Source organism: Paraburkholderia fungorum (genome assembly GCF_902833645.1).
Taxonomy (GTDB): domain Bacteria; phylum Pseudomonadota; class Gammaproteobacteria; order Burkholderiales; family Burkholderiaceae; genus Paraburkholderia; species Paraburkholderia fungorum.
Map to the genome: position 1 here is coordinate 188,790 of NZ_CADFGE010000011.1, position 16,034 is coordinate 204,823.

Here is a 16,034-nt window from a genome sequence, read left to right on the forward strand (position 1 = left end):
TGACAACGGGGTTCGAGGCGAGCGCCGCACGCACCGCCCTCGCCTTCGCGTTCACCGTGTCTATGCCTTGACCGTCGCCAGCGCTTTCTTGACGAAGTCGTTGGTCCACGCTTTCGACAAATCGATCGGCTTGCCCTGCACGGCCGGATCGAATGCCTGCAGGGTTTTCAGCGACGTGGCCGGGCCGTCGGCGGGCATCAGCCCATCCGGCGACATCGCCTCCTTCACGTGTTGCCATGCATCCAGATAGACCGCGCGGTCGCCGAGCAGATAGCCCTCGGGCACCGTGTTGATCAGTTCGCTGCCGGTCGCCGTTTGCAACCACTTGAGCGCGCGCACCATTGCATTGGTCAGCGCCTGGGTGGTGTTCGGATTCTTCGTGATGAAACTCTGCGATGCATACAGGCAGCCCGCGGGCATGTCGCCGCCGAACACGCTGCGGGTATCGGCCAGCGTACGCGTGTCCGACACGACGCGAATTTCGCCGGTGCGTTCGAGTTTGGTCATCACCGGGTCGAGATTGGCGATCGCGTCGATCTGGCCCGACTGCAGCGCGGCGATCGCGCCCGCCCCCGCGCCCACCCCGATGAACGCCACGTCTTTCGCGGTCAGCCCGGCTTTCGCGAGCACGAAACTCGCCATGATCGAAGTCGATGAACCCGGCGCGGTCACGCCGATTTTCTTGCCCTTCAGATCGGCGATCGACTTGTAGTTCGGCATCGCCTTCTTCGACACGGCAAGCACGATCTGCGGCGCGCGCCCTTGCAGCACGAATTCGCGGAACATCTGCTTTTGCGCCTGCAACAGCAAGGTGTGTTCGAACGCGCCGGAGACCACGTCCGCGCTGCCGCCCACAGCCGCCTTCAGCGCTTGCGAGCCGCCGGCGAAATCCGAGATCTCGACCTCGAGTCCCTCGTCCTTGAAGTAATTGCGACGCTCGGCAATCGTGAGCGGCAGGTAATAAAACAGGTTCTTTCCGCCGACGGCGATCGCCACCTTGGTCGTTTCAGGTTTGCCCTGCGCGAAAGCAAGCGGCGTGGCAGCGAAGGTGGCGCCCGCAAGCGCGGCGGTGCCGGCGAGGAAGGTTCTGCGTTGCATCGTGTGTCGTCTCCAGACTTTGGTTTTGTTGTCGTCGCAGGGTCGAGGCGCGCACGCTCACTCACACAATCTGTTGCGCGCGCAACCTTGCAATATCGTCAGAATCATAACCTAGCGACTGCAGGACTTCATCGGTATGTTCACCCAGTTCCGGGCCCAACCAGCGCGTTTCACCCGGCGTGTCCGAAAGCTTCGGCGTCACTGCCGGCAGGGTGATTTCCTGGCCGTCCTGCCACTTGAAGCGCTGGATCATCTGGCGCGCCATGAATTGCGGATCAGTGAACATGTCCGCGACGCTATAAATACGGCCGACCGGCACGTCGGCGGCATTCAGCACGGCGAGCGCTTCGTCGATGGTGCGCGTGGCGAGCCACGCGGCAATCGCCCCGTCGATCTCCTGGGTGCGTGGCACGCGGCCGTCGTTGTGCGCCAAACCGGGATCGTTCGCCAGATCTGCGCGTTCGATCGCGATCATCAAGCGTTTGAAGATCGGGTCGCTATTGCCGCCAATGACAATGCTGCCGTCGCGGCAAGGATAGGTGTTCGACGGCACGATGCCCGGCAGCGACGCACCGGTGCGCTCGCGCACCATGCCGTACACGCCGTACTCCGGCACTACGCTTTCCATCATGTTGAAGACCGCTTCGTACAGCGCGACGTCGACCACCTGCCCTTTACCGCCGTTCACCTGTTTGTGATGCAGCGCCATCAACGCACCGATTACGCCATGTAATGCGGCAATCGAATCGCCGATTGAAATGCCGATACGCGGCGGCGGCAAATCCGGATAGCCGGTGATGTGGCGCAAGCCGCCCATCGATTCGGCGATCGCGCCGAATCCCGGCCGGTCGCGATACGGCCCGGTCTGGCCGTAGCCGGACAGACGCACCATTACGAGCCCAGGATTCTCCGCCGACAGGACGTCATAACCGAGGCCGAGTTTTTCCAGCAAACCCGGCCGGAAATTTTCGACGACGATATCGGCTTCTTTCGCCAGACGCCGCACGATCTCCTTGCCCTCTTCGGCTTTCAGATTGATCGTCACGGATTTCTTGTTGCGCGCCTGAACCGCCCACCATAGCGACGTACCGCCGACTTCGGGATAGAGCTTGCGCCATTTGCGCAGCGGATCGCCGCCTTTGGGATCTTCGATCTTGATGACGTCGGCGCCGAACTCGCCGAGAAAGCGCGCAGCGAACGGGCCGGCGATCAGCGTGCCGAGTTCGAGCACCTTGACGCCGGCAAGCGGGCCTTTGGGCGCGGCAGTGGCGCTGGGATCGGGGTTGACGCTCATAGGTCTCCTCTGTGGTCTGTTCTCGTCCGGACACGGCCTTGGCGGATCGATCTCACACGATTTCGCCCGGACGTTGCGGGCGCCGCGAGACGTGGCGCTGCCGCGGTTGGCCGCGCTACATCGAACGCCGGTCGAGCATCGCGCGGGCGATGGTGCCGGCGTCGACGTATTCGAGTTCACCGCCCACCGGCACGCCGCGAGCGAGGCGTGTGACGGCAAGACCGCGCGCCTTGAGCGTCTGCCCGAGGTAATGCGCGGTGGCCTCGCCTTCATTGGTGAAATTGGTCGCGAGCACGACTTCCGTGACGATGCCATCCGATGCGCGCTTGACCAGCCGATCGAAGTGGATCTCCTTCGGACCGATGCCGTCGAGCGGACTGAGCCGGCCCATCAGCACGAAGTAGAGGCCGCGATAGGTCATGGTCTGCTCGAGCATGATCTGGTCGGCGGGCGTCTCGACGACGCACAACAACGTCGGATCGCGCTCCTCATCGAGGCAGACCTCGCAGATCTGCGCTTCGGTAAAGGTGTTGCACTTCTCGCAGTGCTGCAGATGTTCAGTCGCGAACAGCAACGAGCGCCCGAGTTTTTCGGCGCCGTCGCGGTCGTGCTGCATCAGGTGGTACGCCATGCGTTGCGCGGATTTGGGCCCGACTCCGGGCAGCACGCGCAGCGCTTCGACGAGCGCCGACAGGGCGGAAGGTTGTTTCATGCGGATCGGCGGTGTCGAAGTGGGTGTTGCCGGGTATTCAACTCACGCCGCGGCCAAAGCGGCAGCGTGAGTCCATTCTTGCAGCGACGCCGCTCAGAACGGCAGCTTGAAACCCGGCGGCAGCGGCAGACCCGAAGTCATGCCGCCCATCTTTTCCTGAGCGGTGGCCTCGGCCTTACGCACGGCGTCGTTGAACGCAGCGGCGACCAGGTCTTCCAGCATGTCCTTGTCGTCGGCAAGCAGACTCGGATCGATCGACACGCGGCGCACGTCGTTCTTGCAGGTCATCGTCACCTTGACGAGACCGGCGCCCGACTGCCCTTCGACTTCGATCAATGCAAGCTGCTCCTGCATCTTCTTCATGTTTTCCTGCATCTGCTGGGCCTGCTTCATCAGCCCGGCGAGTTGGCCTTTCATCATGGATATGCTCCTTCTTGATAGCGTGAAATCCGGAAAGCGGGTGCGCCACGGGGGCGCGGCGAATCAATGGACGGACGGCGCGCCGTTCGGGCTGGCGTCCTGGGTGATCGGGCGAATCGAGCCGGGAACGATGCTCGCGCCGAATTCGCGGATCAGCGACTGCACGAACGGATCGGCGCCGATTTCGCGCTCGGCTTCCTGCTGGCGCTGGGCCCGCATCGCGGCGTCGTGCGCGGCTGCCGTGCGGCGCGCCGGGCCGACTTCGACCAGCACGTCGACGTTCTGGCCGAGCTTGTCGGCGAGCGCGGCTTTCAGTTTAGCTACCTGCGAAGCCTCAGCGTACTGCGGCACCGGCACGTTCAGTTTGAGCGTGTTGCCTTCGAGCGCCATTAGTTCGCTGTTGAACGCGAGTTGATACGAGATGCCCTTGAGCGGCAGATCGACGGCGAGCGCGGGCCAGTCGCCCTGAAAGCCCAGCGGGTCGAGCGGCACGGCGGGCGGCAAGGGCCGCCTGTCGACCGCCGGCGCGGGTGTTGGCGCGGGCGCGGCGTTCACGCGGACATCGTCGGGACCACTGTCGAACACCGGCACATAGTTGTCGTCCGGCAGGCCGTAATAGCCCTCGTCCGCTGCGGTGAGCGGCATGTATTCATCGGGCGGCATGTCGTCCCACGGCGCGCCCGACGAGCCACCTGACTCCTGAGGCTGCGGGGACGGTGCACGCGCTGCCGGCGCGGCGTCCTGTTGCGGCGCGCGGCGCGGGGCACCGGGCGTCGGCACATTGACGACCACGCGCGGTGCGGCCGGCTTCGGTGTGACCGGCGCGGCAGCAGGCTTGGCGGCGGTTGCCGCCGTCGTGCGGCCACGGTCCGACGATACTTTCAGACCGGCGCTGCGCAAGACATTGAGCGCGTCGCTCGCGCCGCCGGCACGGCGCGGCGGAACGTCGGCCGCAGGCGGCGACGCTTGCGACGCCGTCGCGGACGCGGCTTCTTCCGCCCGTGCAGACGCGGCTGCAGCCGGAGCAGTGAATGACGACGCGGGCGACGAGTTCTCAGGAGCGGTTGCGGCGGCTGGTTCGTTCGGGGACGGCTCGGTGGGCACATCGTCCCACGGCGCCACGGCGCGTGCAGCCGCCACTTTTGTGGTCTCGATCGTTTCAGATGCGTCGGCTGCCGACGCGGGGGGCGTTGTTTCGAGCAGCGCGGCCGCAGGAGGCGCACTCGCCTGCGCCAATGCGGGAGACGCCGACACACTCTCATCCCGCGCGACGGGCGGTTCTTCCTGCCACGGAGCCAAAGCCGGCGCGGCAATAGCGGCCGCAGCCACAGGCGCCAGGTTCGCTTCGCCAGAAGTAATCGCAGTTACAGACCCGGAGGGAGCTGCCGCTTCGTCGGAAGCTGGTGCGAGCACGGATGGGGCAGTGGCTTCGTCCGAAGCTGGTGCGGGCGCGGAAGGGGCAGCGGCTTCGTCGGAAACTGATGCGGACCCGGAAGGGGCGGCAGCTTCGACGGAAGCTGGCGCGGACACGGAAACGCTTACCGCTTCAGCGATAGCGGCTTTCGGCACGTCAGTATTTCCAACCGCCCCCGCAGACGCCGAGTGTTGCGAATCCGGCGTCGAAGGCTTCGCGTTTGCCACTGGATTCGCGGAGCGTACCGGCGCCGCGGGGGCTGCTTCGATCGCCCGCGCCGCCGGCTGCTGCGCGGCGACCGCCGGCGCGCCGGCGCGCTTCGCACCACCCGCCCCCGCCGGCCCTGCCGGACGCGCGGAAGCCGCACCGCCGCCACCACCGGTGGGCGCCGGCTCGAACGCCAGCATACGCAGCAGTGTCATGGTGAAACCGGCGTATTCGTCAGGCGCGAGACCCAGTTCGCTTCGGCCGATGGTCGCAATCTGATAAAACAGTTGCACGTGCTCGGCGCTCAACGCTTCGGCAAAGCGGCGCAAATCGCCCGCTTCCGGCCATTCGTCCAACACCGACGACGGCGCGAACTGCGCCCATGCGATTCGGTGCAGCAAGCTCGCGAGGTCCTGCAACGCCGTCGAAAACGACAGGCTGCGCAACGCCATCTCGTCCGCGACTGCCAGCACGGCGGCGCCGTCGCCATCGGCCAGCGCGTCGAGCAGGCGAATCAGATAGCTTTGATCGAGTGCGCCGAGCATGCCGCGCACCGCCTCTTCATTCACCTGATTGGCCGAATAGGCGATCGCCTGGTCAGTCAGCGAGAGCGCGTCGCGCATCGAGCCGTCGGCCGCACGTGCGAGCAGACGCAACGCCTGGGCGTCGTACGGCACCTTCTCTTCGCCGAGAATGTGCTCGAGATGCGAGACGATGTGCCCAGCCGGCATCTGCTTCAGATTGAACTGCAGACAGCGTGACAGCACCGTGACCGGAATCTTCTGCGGATCGGTGGTGGCAAGAATGAATTTGACATGCGAAGGCGGTTCTTCCAGCGTCTTCAACATCGCGTTGAACGCGTGGTTGGTCAGCATGTGCACTTCGTCGATCATGTAGACCTTGAAGCGCGCATCGACCGGCGCGTAAACCGCGCGCTCCAGCAGCGCCGCCATTTCGTCGACCCCGCGGTTACTCGCCGCGTCCATCTCCACATAATCGACAAAGCGACCCTCGTCGATCTCCCGGCACGCGCGGCACACGCCGCACGGCGTGGAAGTCACGCCGGTTTCGCAATTCAACGCCTTGGCGAAGATGCGCGACAGCGTGGTTTTACCGACGCCGCGGGTGCCGGTAAACAGATAGGCATGGTGCAGACGGCCACCGTCGAGCGCGTGCGTGAGCGCGCGCACCACGTGCTCCTGTCCGACGAGCGAAGCGAAATCCTTCGGCCGCCATTTGCGTGCGAGAACTTGATAGGTCATCCGGAAATTGTATCAGTAACGATGGCGCTCAAAACCGAATCGAGACGGCGCGCGAACGCATGTTGCCGCTTCATTGAAACAGGCTAACGGACCGATAGAAAAAAATAGATGAAGTGCGCGAGAAACGCCAATGCAGCGTCTGGGTGACAGCGGCAAGAGTAAAACAAGGGCGGCGGAGGTACGGCGGAAGAAAACAGAAAGAGGAAGGTGACGAGCCTGACCCTCGGCACTGGTGGAAAACGGCTGTGGCTGCTTCGTTCCCGACCTGACCAGGTTGACCATCCCTCCATGCGAGGAGGCCCGTCACGAAACATTCTATCATCGCTCGGGCCGCCGCGCGACTGTAAATACGAACAAACCGACATCGGCGCGCTGAATAGGGAGCTTCGCACCATATAGTGCAGGACCCCGGGATACGGGTGCCGGATACTTGAGTTTGCGGCGCCCGCCACCAGATATGCAGCGTCGCGGTTGTTAAAACGGAGTGGCACTTCACCGGCAGTCACGGGCCCCACTGCCTTTGATGAGTACTATCACCACCGGCAACGCATAGCGAATTAAGCTAAACTGCCATTTGGATGACCCGCAAACGCGAGCTTTCCGCACATTCCAGGAATGGTCTTTCGACTTTTTCAGGCAGGTGTCGGCAAGCTCCCGCTTGCGGCAAAGCGAACGGAAGTTTCCCTAGATTTTGACGTATCGTGGCGAGCAATTCAGGCGGGCCTCGAACCGATAGAGGTATTCATACAATGAGCGAATCAATCAAGCATATTAGCGACGCATCGTTCGAACAGGACGTCGTGAAATCCGATAAACCCGTGCTGCTCGATTTCTGGGCTGAATGGTGCGGTCCGTGCAAGATGATCGCGCCGATCCTCGACGAAGTCGCCAAGGATTACGCCGATCGCCTGCAAATCGCCAAGATCAACGTCGACGAACATCAATCGACGCCGGCCAAGTTCGGCGTGCGCGGTATTCCCACGCTGCTGCTCTTCAAGAACGGCGCTGTCGCCGCGCAGAAAGTCGGCGCGCTGTCGAAGTCGCAACTCACCGCATTCCTCGACGGCAACCTGTAAAGAAGCAATGCGTCGGCGCGCCGGAGGTCCTTCGGACTTTCAGGCGCGCGATCCCAGGCGTGTTGTCCCGCGACAACACGCCTGATAAGAAAGATGCCACGCCATCGCACTGGCGAAATTCGGCGTGTGCTATGCTAGAATCCGCAAAACGTCGAAAAGACGTGTAAGTCCTTGAGCGGTTCCGCTCACTCTCCTCCCAGATTTCATTTCGTCGCACCTTCTCCTGCGGGTTCTCCGTATGCATTTATCCGAGCTTAAGACTCTGCACGTGTCCGAATTGATCGAGATGGCCAATGGCCTCGAGATCGAAAGTGCAAACCGCCTGCGCAAGCAGGAATTGATGTTTGCCATTCTAAAAAAACGAGCCAAAACGGGCGACACGATCTTCGGCGACGGCACGCTCGAAGTGCTGCCGGACGGCTTCGGCTTCCTGCGTTCGCCGGAAACCTCGTATCTCGCCAGCACGGATGATATTTACATCAGCCCGTCGCAAATCCGCCGCTTCAACCTGCACACGGGCGACACGATCGAAGGCGAAGTGCGCACGCCGAAAGACGGCGAACGGTATTTTGCGCTGGTGAAGGTGGACAAGGTCAACGGCCAGCCGCCGGAAGCCTCGAAGCACAAGATCATGTTCGAAAACCTGACGCCGCTGCACCCGAACAAGGTGCTGCTGCTCGAACGTGAAATGCGTGGCGAGGAAAACGTCACGGGCCGCATCATCGACATGATCGCGCCGATCGGCAAGGGCCAGCGCGGCCTGCTGGTCGCATCGCCGAAGTCCGGTAAGACGGTGATGCTGCAGCACATCGCACACGCCATCAAGCAAAACCACCCGGATGTCGTACTGTTCGTGCTGTTGATCGACGAACGCCCGGAAGAAGTGACCGAAATGCAGCGTTCGGTGGCCGGCGAAGTGATCGCCTCCACGTTCGACGAACCGGCCGCGCGTCACGTGCAGGTCGCCGAAATGGTGATCGAGAAAGCCAAGCGCCTCGTCGAAATGAAGAACGACGTGGTGATTCTGCTCGACTCGATCACGCGTCTCGCGCGTGCATACAACACCGTCGTGCCGGCCTCGGGCAAGGTGCTGACGGGTGGTGTCGACGCGAACGCGCTGCAACGCCCGAAGCGTTTCTTCGGCGCGGCGCGCAATATCGAGGAAGGCGGTTCGCTGACCATCATCGGCACAGCGCTGATCGAAACCGGCAGCCGCATGGACGACGTGATCTACGAAGAGTTCAAGGGCACCGGCAACATGGAAGTGCACCTGGAACGCCGCCTTGCTGAAAAGCGCGTCTATCCGTCGATCAACCTGAACAAGTCCGGCACGCGCCGTGAAGAACTGCTGATCAAGCCCGAAGTGCTGCAAAAGATCTGGGTGCTGCGCAAGTTCATTCACGACATGGACGAAGTCGAGTCGATGGAATTCCTGCTCGACAAGATTCGCCAAACGAAGAGCAACTCCGAATTCTTCGACATGATGCGTCGCGGCGGCGGCAGCTAAGGCCTCACGCCGAAACAGCCGCACCCGCTGCACTGCATAAAAAAGCCGCTCGCCACAACGAGCGGCTTTTTTTCGCCCACAGGATTTCGTCCCAACGATGCGCGGCAAAGCATGGCAACATGTACGTGAACGTACACGTTGCAGTACAATGCACGCTTCCGTCATGCCCGCGCTGCCTTATGTCGAAGGATTCACCCGCCCTGCTCACCGTGCGCGACGCCGCCGAACGCCTCGGCGTAACGCCGCGCACGCTGAAGTATTACGAGGAACGCGGTCTCGTCGCGCCTACCCGCAGCGAAGGTCGCTACCGCCTTTATGACGAGGAAGACCTGAAGCGCTTCGGACGCATTCTGCGGCTGCGCTCGCTCGGTTTTTCCCTGCACAGCATCACCGAAATGCTCAAGCGCCCGCTCGAGCCGGTCGAAGGCGGTCATCGCTATTCCACCGAATCGCTGCAGCAGATTCGCGACGCGATTTCAGACCAGGTCCAGGCACTCGATGCCCGCATCGAAACGATGCGGCGCGAACTCAAGGAAGCACAGAAGCTGCGCGCCGAACTGAGTCCGGACCTCGACTATCTCGAACGGCGCCTCGCCGGCGAGAACGCGGACGCGCTGCTGGAACAGCGCCGCAAGGCACTCGCGAAAGCTGACAACACAGCGCGCGCCAGACGCCCGAAAAAGTCGGGCGAGCCCACATGAGCGCGACCTCGCCCCGCGTACCGCTGTTTAGCGCGGCAAAACTGCGCGGCGATTTTTTCCCATGGGTGCTGGCCGTCGTTACCGGCCTCGACTACTTCGACAACGCGATTTTTTCGTTTTTCACCAGCTACATCGCTGGCGGCATCAACGCGTCGCCGGACGAACTAGTGTGGGCGTCGAGCGCCTATGCGGTGGCAGCCGTGCTCGGCATCCTGCAGCAGCAATGGTGGGTCGAGCGCTTCGGTTACCGGCGCTACGTGGCCGGCTGCATGCTGCTCTATTCGGCTGGCGCGATCGCCGCCACGTTGTGCGAGTCGTCCATCGAGCTCGCGTTCGCGCGCGGATTTCAGGGCTACTTCATCGGCCCGATGATGGGCACTTGCCGCATTCTGATCCAGATGAGCTTTACGCCGCAGCAGCGGCCCGCGGCAACCCGCGCCTTTCTGGTGCTGATCGTCCTGAGCAGTGCGCTCGCGCCGCTGATCGGCGGCCAACTGGTCGCGCATTTCGATTGGCGCGCGCTGTTCGCCTGCACCGCGCCGGCAGGTGTGCTGTTTGCCATCCTCGCCCTGCTCGCGCTGCCCGACACCGGCAACCGCTTGCCGGAGGAGCGCGGCACGGCGCACTTCTGGCCTTATCTGATCTTCGCGTTCGCGCAAGGCGCGCTGCAAATCGTCATGCAACAGGTGCGGTACCAGTTGTTCAGCGCCTCGCCCGGGCTGATTCTGCTGACAGTCGCGGGCATCGGCGCGCTGGGCTGGTTCGCGTACCAGCAATGGCACCATCCGGCGCCGCTAGTGCGTCTGCATGCGCTGCGCGAAAAGGTGTTTCAGGTCGGGATCGTGCTGTACATGTTCTACTACTACATCTCGACCGTGTTCAGCTATCTGACGTCGCGCTTTCTCGAGGGCGGGCTTGGCTATCCGGTCGAGAACGCCGGGCGGCTAGTCGGTGTGACGTCGCTGATCTCGGCGAGCGCGCTGTTCGTCTACCTGCGTTACGCGAAGCTCCTGCCGCGCAAGAAGTGGATCATCGTGCCGGGCTTCGCGGTGGCCGCATTTGCCGCGGCGTGGATGACGCGCATGTCGCCCGGTGTGGACCAGTCCGCGTTAATCGTGCCCATGCTGTTGCGCGGCCTGCTCTTGCTGTTCATTGTGCTGCCGGTCGCCAATCTGACGTTTAGAATCTTCGCTATCGAAGAGTTCACGCACGGCTACCGGCTGAAAAACATCGTGCGGCAACTGACGATCTCGTTCGCGACCGCCTCGGTGATCATCGTCGAACAGCATCGGCAGGCACTGCATCAGGCCCGTCTCGCGGAGTTCGTGAATCCGTACAATCCAGTGTTTCAGGATTCGCTCGCGGCGCTGACCCGCGGCTTCAGCGCCGCCGGGCGCTCGCCATCCGAAGCTCATTCGCTTGCACTGGTGGAAATCAGCCGGACGGTCGCGCAGCAAGCCAGCTTCCTGACGTCACTGGACGGCTTCTACTTTCTGATTGGCATTGCGATATGCGGCGGCATTTTCGCCGCGTGGCAAAAACAGATCGACTAAGGGTTTCATCAGGCCATGCTCTCGAAACTCACGCAATGGTTCGACACGCGCCGCCGCGACCGCGCACTGCGCGACTACGCGATCGAGGACGCCCTCTGGCAGGCCACGCTCGACGGCCTGCCGTTCCTCGCCCATCTCGAAGCGCCGGATCGCTTGCGCCTGCGCGAACTGACCAGCCTGTTCATCGCGCAAAAGGAATTTTCAACCGCTCACGATCTCGAACTGACCGACGCCATGACTGTAGCGATCGCCGCGCAAGCGTGTTTGCCGGTGCTGAATCTGAGCCTAGATCTGTATCGCGGCTGGGTCGGGGTGATCGTTTATCCGGGCGAGTTCGTGATCCGCAAGACGGTCGAGGACGAAGACGGCGTAGTGCATGAGGTCGAGCAGGACGCGAGTGGCGAAGCGTGGGAAGGCGGCCCGGTGGTGTTGTCGTGGGAAGACGCGCAGATGACCGATGGCACCGACGCTTACAACGTCGTGATTCACGAATTCGCGCACAAGATCGACATGCTGAACGGCGAGGCAGACGGCCATCCGCCGCTCACGCGCCGCTGGCATGCGCCGCTCGATTCACGGGCCTGGGCCGACATTTTCGACCACGCCTACGACCATTTCTGCGCGAAAGTGGACGCGGTGCCGGACAGGCGCTGGGCCCGTTTCGAGCGTGATTCGCTAATCGATCCGTACGCGGCGGACCATCCATCGGAATTTTTTGCCGTTTGCAGCGAGGCTCTGTTCGTCCAACCGCAAGCCTTCGAGGCCGAATATCCCGAGCTATACCGCTTGCTGGCGCGGTATTACCGCCAGGACCCCGCGCGGGTCGGATTGGCGTTCGCTCCGGCCTGACGCCCGCCGCGCAAGGGATGCCGCCAGACACGCGCACGGGAAAGAGCGAGCCGGAAAGCGGACAAATCGACCCGAAACACCGCGAAAAAGGTCGCGGAAAGATCGTCAAGCGACTGATTTTCTGGCATAATCGCCGTTTTTCGACCATAGGCAAGTGGCTCGCGCCTAGATGCTGTCCGCGTACATTGCGGCTGCTCGCGGGTTGGCTACCGCCAGATTAAAGGAAAGACCATGAAAGAAGGCATTCACCCGGATTACCGCGAAGTCCTGTTCGTCGACATGTCGATCGACTTCAAGTTTGTGACGCGCTCGACCATCCAGACGCGTGAAACTGCCGAATTCAACGGCAAGACGTACCCGCTCGCCAAGATCGAAGTGTCGTCGGAATCGCATCCGTTCTACACCGGCCAACAAAAGATCATGGACACGGCTGGCCGCGTCGAGAAGTTCAACAAGAAGTTCGGCACGCGCGCTACCGGCAAGGCAGCAGCGAAGTAATACGCGATTCGTCGCCGGCCTTGGCCCGCAACGAAGCAGCAGCACAAAAGGGCAGCGCAAGCTGCCCTTTTTTGTCACCCTATTCCGGACGCATGGAGATAAGTCGTCTCCCGGCGAAGCGCCGCCCATCGCGGCACGGCGTCACACATACCCCGTTCACGTTGCGAGCCGTTACCGGCCGTGACGCGCATCGCACGGCACGACTACAATGCCGGATGCTCCAAACCGGCCATTCCCGCCGGACACCGCGTCCGGTCCCGGCTGCACCGCTTATCCAATATCCACACACCGCATGAGACCTGTCGTTCGCCTCACTGCCTCCGCGACCAGTGCGTTGCCGCGCTGGCTGCTGCTGACCATCTGTATCGTCTACGCCTTTTTCGGTCTGTTCGGCCGGGATCCGTGGAAGAACGAGGACGCAGCCGGCTTCGGCGTCATGTGGACGATGGCCAACGGCAGCGCGCACGACTGGCTGCTGCCGAATCTGGTCGGCAAGTACATGACCGAAGACGGCCCGCTCGGTTACTGGCTCGGCGCCAGCGCGATCCGCGCGCTCGCGCCTTGGGTCGATGCGAGCAATGCGTCGCGCGTGTTTACCGGCCTGCTGTTTTGCGCGGCTTGCGCATTCGTCTGGTATGCGGCCTACCTGCTCGGCCGGCGCGCCGAAGTGCAGCCGTTCAAATACGCGTTTGGCGGCGAGCCGGAACCGCGCGACTACGGCCGCACCCTTGCCGATGGCGCGCTGCTGATCCTGCTCGCCTGCTTCGGCCTGGCCGAACGCGGCCACGAGACCACGCCGCAGTTGGCGCAGTTCTTCGGCATCGCCATGCTCGTCTATGGGCTCGTGCGGATGATCGACAAGCCGATCCAGGGCGCGCTGATCTGGGGCCTCGCGATCGGCCTCGTGGCGCTCGCCAGCAGCCCGGTGTTGGTCGGCGCACTGTTGCTCGGCACCCTGGCGATGGCCTTGATCGTGCGCGAAGCGCGTTCGCGCTGGCTGCTGCTGGCCGGTTTGCCGGTCGCGCTCGTGCTCTCGGTTGCGTGGCCGATCGCCGCCATCGCCGCGTTTCCCGACGACGCTGTCTGGTACCTGAACCAGTGGGTGCATGTCAGCCTGTCGTCATTCGCCGGGCCGCCGGGCTCGGTAGCCGGCTACGCCCTCAAGAACCTGCCGCTCTTCACCTGGCCAGCCTGGCCGCTGGCGCTCTGGGCGTGGTTCAGCTGGTCGGGCCTGCGGCGCGCGCCGCACGTCGCGATTCCGCTGTCGGTGATCGGGCCGTTGCTCGTGCTGGTCGTGCTGCAGAGCCACCAGTCGAACCGGCTTTATATGCTGTTGCTGCCGCCGCTCGCGGTGCTTGCCACGTTCGCGCTGCCTACCCTCAAACGCGGTGCGATCAATGCGATCGACTGGTTCGCGCTGCTGAGTTTCACGATCCTCGGCAGCTTCGTCTGGCTGGTGTACATCGCCGGGCTAACCGGCTTCCCGCATCCGCTCGCGCGCAACCTCGCGCGTCTCGCGCCGGGTTTTGCGCCGCAGTTCAAGGTCTTATCGTTCGTGTGCGCGGTGGCCGTGACGATTTGCTGGTTCGTTCTGGTGCAATGGCGGTTGGCCCGCCATCCGAAAGTCCTGTGGCGCAGCGTGGTGCTCTCGAGCGCCGGCACAACGCTGATGTGGGTGCTCCTGATGACGCTGTGGCTGCCGGTGGTCAACTACAGCCGGACGTATAAAGACGTCGCCGAACAGATCGCAAGCCATCTGCCGGAAGACTACACCTGCATCTCGCCGGTGCGCCTCGGTAATGCGCAGATCGCGACCTTCGCCTATTTCGGCGATATGCATTTCTCGTTCAACCAGGACTGCGACGTGATCCTGCGTCAGGACACCCAGGATTTCGGCGACCCGAGCGCGATGTCGGACTTCATCTGGAAGCTGGTCTGGGAAGGCCGCCGGGTGGCCGACCGCGACGAACGCTTCCGCCTGTATGTGCGGATCGACCGTCCGAAGTCGCCGGTCGTCAAACGCCGCAGCTGGCACAAGAAGCCGGACTGATCATGCTCGCCGACGTACGGAAAATCGCCGGGCTCGCATGGCCCGTGCTGATCGGCCAACTGGCGATCATTGCGTTCGGTGTGATCGACACGGCGATGGTCGGCCGCTATTCGGCCGTCGATCTCGCCGCGCTCGGCCTCGGCTCGTCGATCTACATTTCCGTCTACATCGGGCTGACCGGCATCCTGACCGCGCTGCAGCCGATCACCGCGCAACTCTACGGCGCGCGCCGCTACGTCGAGATCGGCGAAGAAGTGCGCCAGGCCTTGTGGCTCGCGCTCGCATTGACCGTGATCGGCTTTCTGATTCTCTATTTTCCGGGGCGGCTACTGGAACTCGCGCGGGTGCCCGAAGCGCTGCATGAGCGCACGGTCGCCTACCTGCGGATTCTGGCGTTCGGCTTGCCGGCCGGCCTCGCGTTTCGCGTCTATAGCTCGATCAGCAATGCGGTCGGCAAGCCGCGGCTCGTGATGATCCTGCAGATCGGCGCGCTGCTGCTCAAGTTTCCGCTCAACACGTGGTTCATCTTTGGCGGATTCGGCGTGCCGGCGCTCGGCGGCCCCGGTTGCGCGCTGGCCAGCACCACGATCAACTGGGGACTGGCCGTGGTCGGGATGCTGCTGCTGACACGCGTCTACGTGTTCAAGCCGTTCGAGATCTTTGCGCATTTCTGCTGGCCGGTCTGGCGCCGGCAGGCGGCGCAACTGCGGCTGGGCATTCCGATGGGGCTGTCGTATCTGATCGAAGTCACGTCGTACACCTTCATGGCGCTTTTCATTGCGCGCTTCGGCACGACTACGCTCGCCGGACACCAGATCGCCGGCAACATCGGCGCGGTGCTCTACATGACGCCGCTGTCGATCGGAATCGCTTCATCGACGCTGGTCGCCCAGGCACTCGGCGCGCATCGCCCGGAAGCGGCGCGCACGCTGTCGCGGCACGGCATCATGATGGCGGTGGCGATCGCCTGCTGCTACGGCGCGATCGTGCTGGTACTGCGGCCGTATGTGATCGAAGGCTATACGCCGGATGCACAGGTCGCGGCGGCGGCGATGCCGCTGGTCTTGATCGTAGTGTGCTATCACCTGTTCGATGCGCTGCAGATCACCACCGCCTTCGTGCTGCGCGCGTACAAGGTGGCGGTCGTACCGACCGTCATCTATGCGGTTGCGCTCTGGGGGGTCGGGCTAGGCGGCGGCTATCTGCTCGGCTTCGATGTCTCCGGCACCACGCCGCAATGGCTGACCGGCGCGCGCGGCTTCTGGGTCGCCAATACGCTGAGCCTGGCAATTGCCGGGGTGGGTCTGCTGTTGTACTGGCGTGGCGTGAGCAAGCGGTATTTGCACGCCGAGTCAGTGGTCACGGTAGATCCGGCGGCTTGACGGGGGCTCGT

The 16,034-nt window shown here is 63.3% G+C and carries 13 protein-coding genes and 1 other RNA gene; 8 read left to right on the top strand and 6 right to left on the bottom strand.

Annotation, left to right across the window (positions count from 1 at the left end):
* Positions 1-60: 60 nt before the first annotated feature.
* The 6 genes from HWX91_RS29255 to ffs form a co-directional block, all read right to left on the bottom strand.
* Entirely contained in the window at positions 61-1,098 is a 1,038-nt protein-coding gene (locus HWX91_RS29255; RefSeq protein WP_028196642.1) for an ABC transporter substrate-binding protein, read from the bottom strand.
* A 61-nt stretch (positions 1,099-1,159) separates the two neighbouring features.
* Positions 1,160-2,392: a CaiB/BaiF CoA transferase family protein gene (locus HWX91_RS29260; RefSeq protein WP_028196643.1), complete on the bottom strand. Its 1,233-nt coding sequence runs from the start codon at positions 2,390-2,392 to the stop codon at positions 1,160-1,162.
* Positions 2,393-2,507: 115 nt separating this feature from the next.
* On the bottom strand, positions 2,508-3,104 hold the full coding sequence (recR, locus tag HWX91_RS29265) for a recombination mediator RecR (RefSeq protein WP_028196644.1): 597 nt from the start codon (positions 3,102-3,104) through the stop codon (positions 2,508-2,510).
* 93 nt (positions 3,105-3,197) lie between these two features.
* Positions 3,198-3,524, bottom strand: a complete 327-nt coding sequence (locus tag HWX91_RS29270) for a YbaB/EbfC family nucleoid-associated protein (protein WP_007182071.1) — start codon at positions 3,522-3,524, stop codon at positions 3,198-3,200.
* Between the two features lie 63 nt (positions 3,525-3,587).
* Positions 3,588-6,407: a DNA polymerase III subunit gamma/tau gene (dnaX, locus tag HWX91_RS29275; RefSeq protein ID WP_028196645.1), complete on the bottom strand. Its 2,820-nt coding sequence runs from the start codon at positions 6,405-6,407 to the stop codon at positions 3,588-3,590.
* Positions 6,408-6,613: 206 nt separating this feature from the next.
* Positions 6,614-6,712: signal recognition particle sRNA small type (gene ffs, locus HWX91_RS29280), an RNA gene on the bottom strand.
* 444 nt (positions 6,713-7,156) lie between these two features.
* Here ffs and trxA point away from each other — a divergent pair.
* The 8 genes from trxA (at position 7,157) to HWX91_RS29320 (ending at position 16,023) form a co-directional block, all read left to right on the top strand.
* Positions 7,157-7,483 carry a thioredoxin TrxA gene (gene trxA, locus HWX91_RS29285; protein ID WP_028196646.1) on the top strand — a complete coding sequence of 109 codons (327 nt, stop codon included), beginning with the start codon at positions 7,157-7,159 and terminating at the stop codon, positions 7,481-7,483.
* A gap of 238 nt (positions 7,484-7,721) precedes the next feature.
* The gene (rho, locus tag HWX91_RS29290) at positions 7,722-8,990 is read left to right on the top strand and encodes a transcription termination factor Rho (RefSeq protein WP_006048863.1); all 1,269 of its coding nucleotides are present in this window, start codon (positions 7,722-7,724) and stop codon (positions 8,988-8,990) included.
* 179 nt (positions 8,991-9,169) lie between these two features.
* Positions 9,170-9,691, top strand: a complete 522-nt coding sequence (locus HWX91_RS29295; RefSeq protein WP_028196647.1) for a MerR family transcriptional regulator — start codon at positions 9,170-9,172, stop codon at positions 9,689-9,691.
* The gene (locus tag HWX91_RS29300) at positions 9,688-11,244 is read left to right on the top strand and encodes an MFS transporter (RefSeq protein ID WP_028196648.1); all 1,557 of its coding nucleotides are present in this window, start codon (positions 9,688-9,690) and stop codon (positions 11,242-11,244) included. Before HWX91_RS29295 ends, HWX91_RS29300 begins: the two co-directional genes overlap by 4 nt.
* 15 nt (positions 11,245-11,259) lie before the next feature.
* Positions 11,260-12,093 carry a M90 family metallopeptidase gene (locus HWX91_RS29305; protein ID WP_028196649.1) on the top strand — a complete coding sequence of 278 codons (834 nt, stop codon included), beginning with the start codon at positions 11,260-11,262 and terminating at the stop codon, positions 12,091-12,093.
* Positions 12,094-12,324: 231 nt separating this feature from the next.
* Positions 12,325-12,591, top strand: coding sequence for a type B 50S ribosomal protein L31 (locus tag HWX91_RS29310; RefSeq protein ID WP_028196650.1), 267 nt, complete (start codon positions 12,325-12,327; stop codon positions 12,589-12,591).
* A 292-nt stretch (positions 12,592-12,883) separates the two neighbouring features.
* Positions 12,884-14,641, top strand: a complete 1,758-nt coding sequence (locus HWX91_RS29315; protein WP_028196651.1) for an ArnT family glycosyltransferase — start codon at positions 12,884-12,886, stop codon at positions 14,639-14,641.
* A 2-nt stretch (positions 14,642-14,643) separates the two neighbouring features.
* Positions 14,644-16,023 (top strand): MATE family efflux transporter, encoded by a 1,380-nt coding sequence (locus tag HWX91_RS29320; RefSeq protein ID WP_028196652.1) that lies wholly within the window; start codon positions 14,644-14,646, stop codon positions 16,021-16,023.
* Positions 16,024-16,034: the final 11 nt, after the last annotated feature.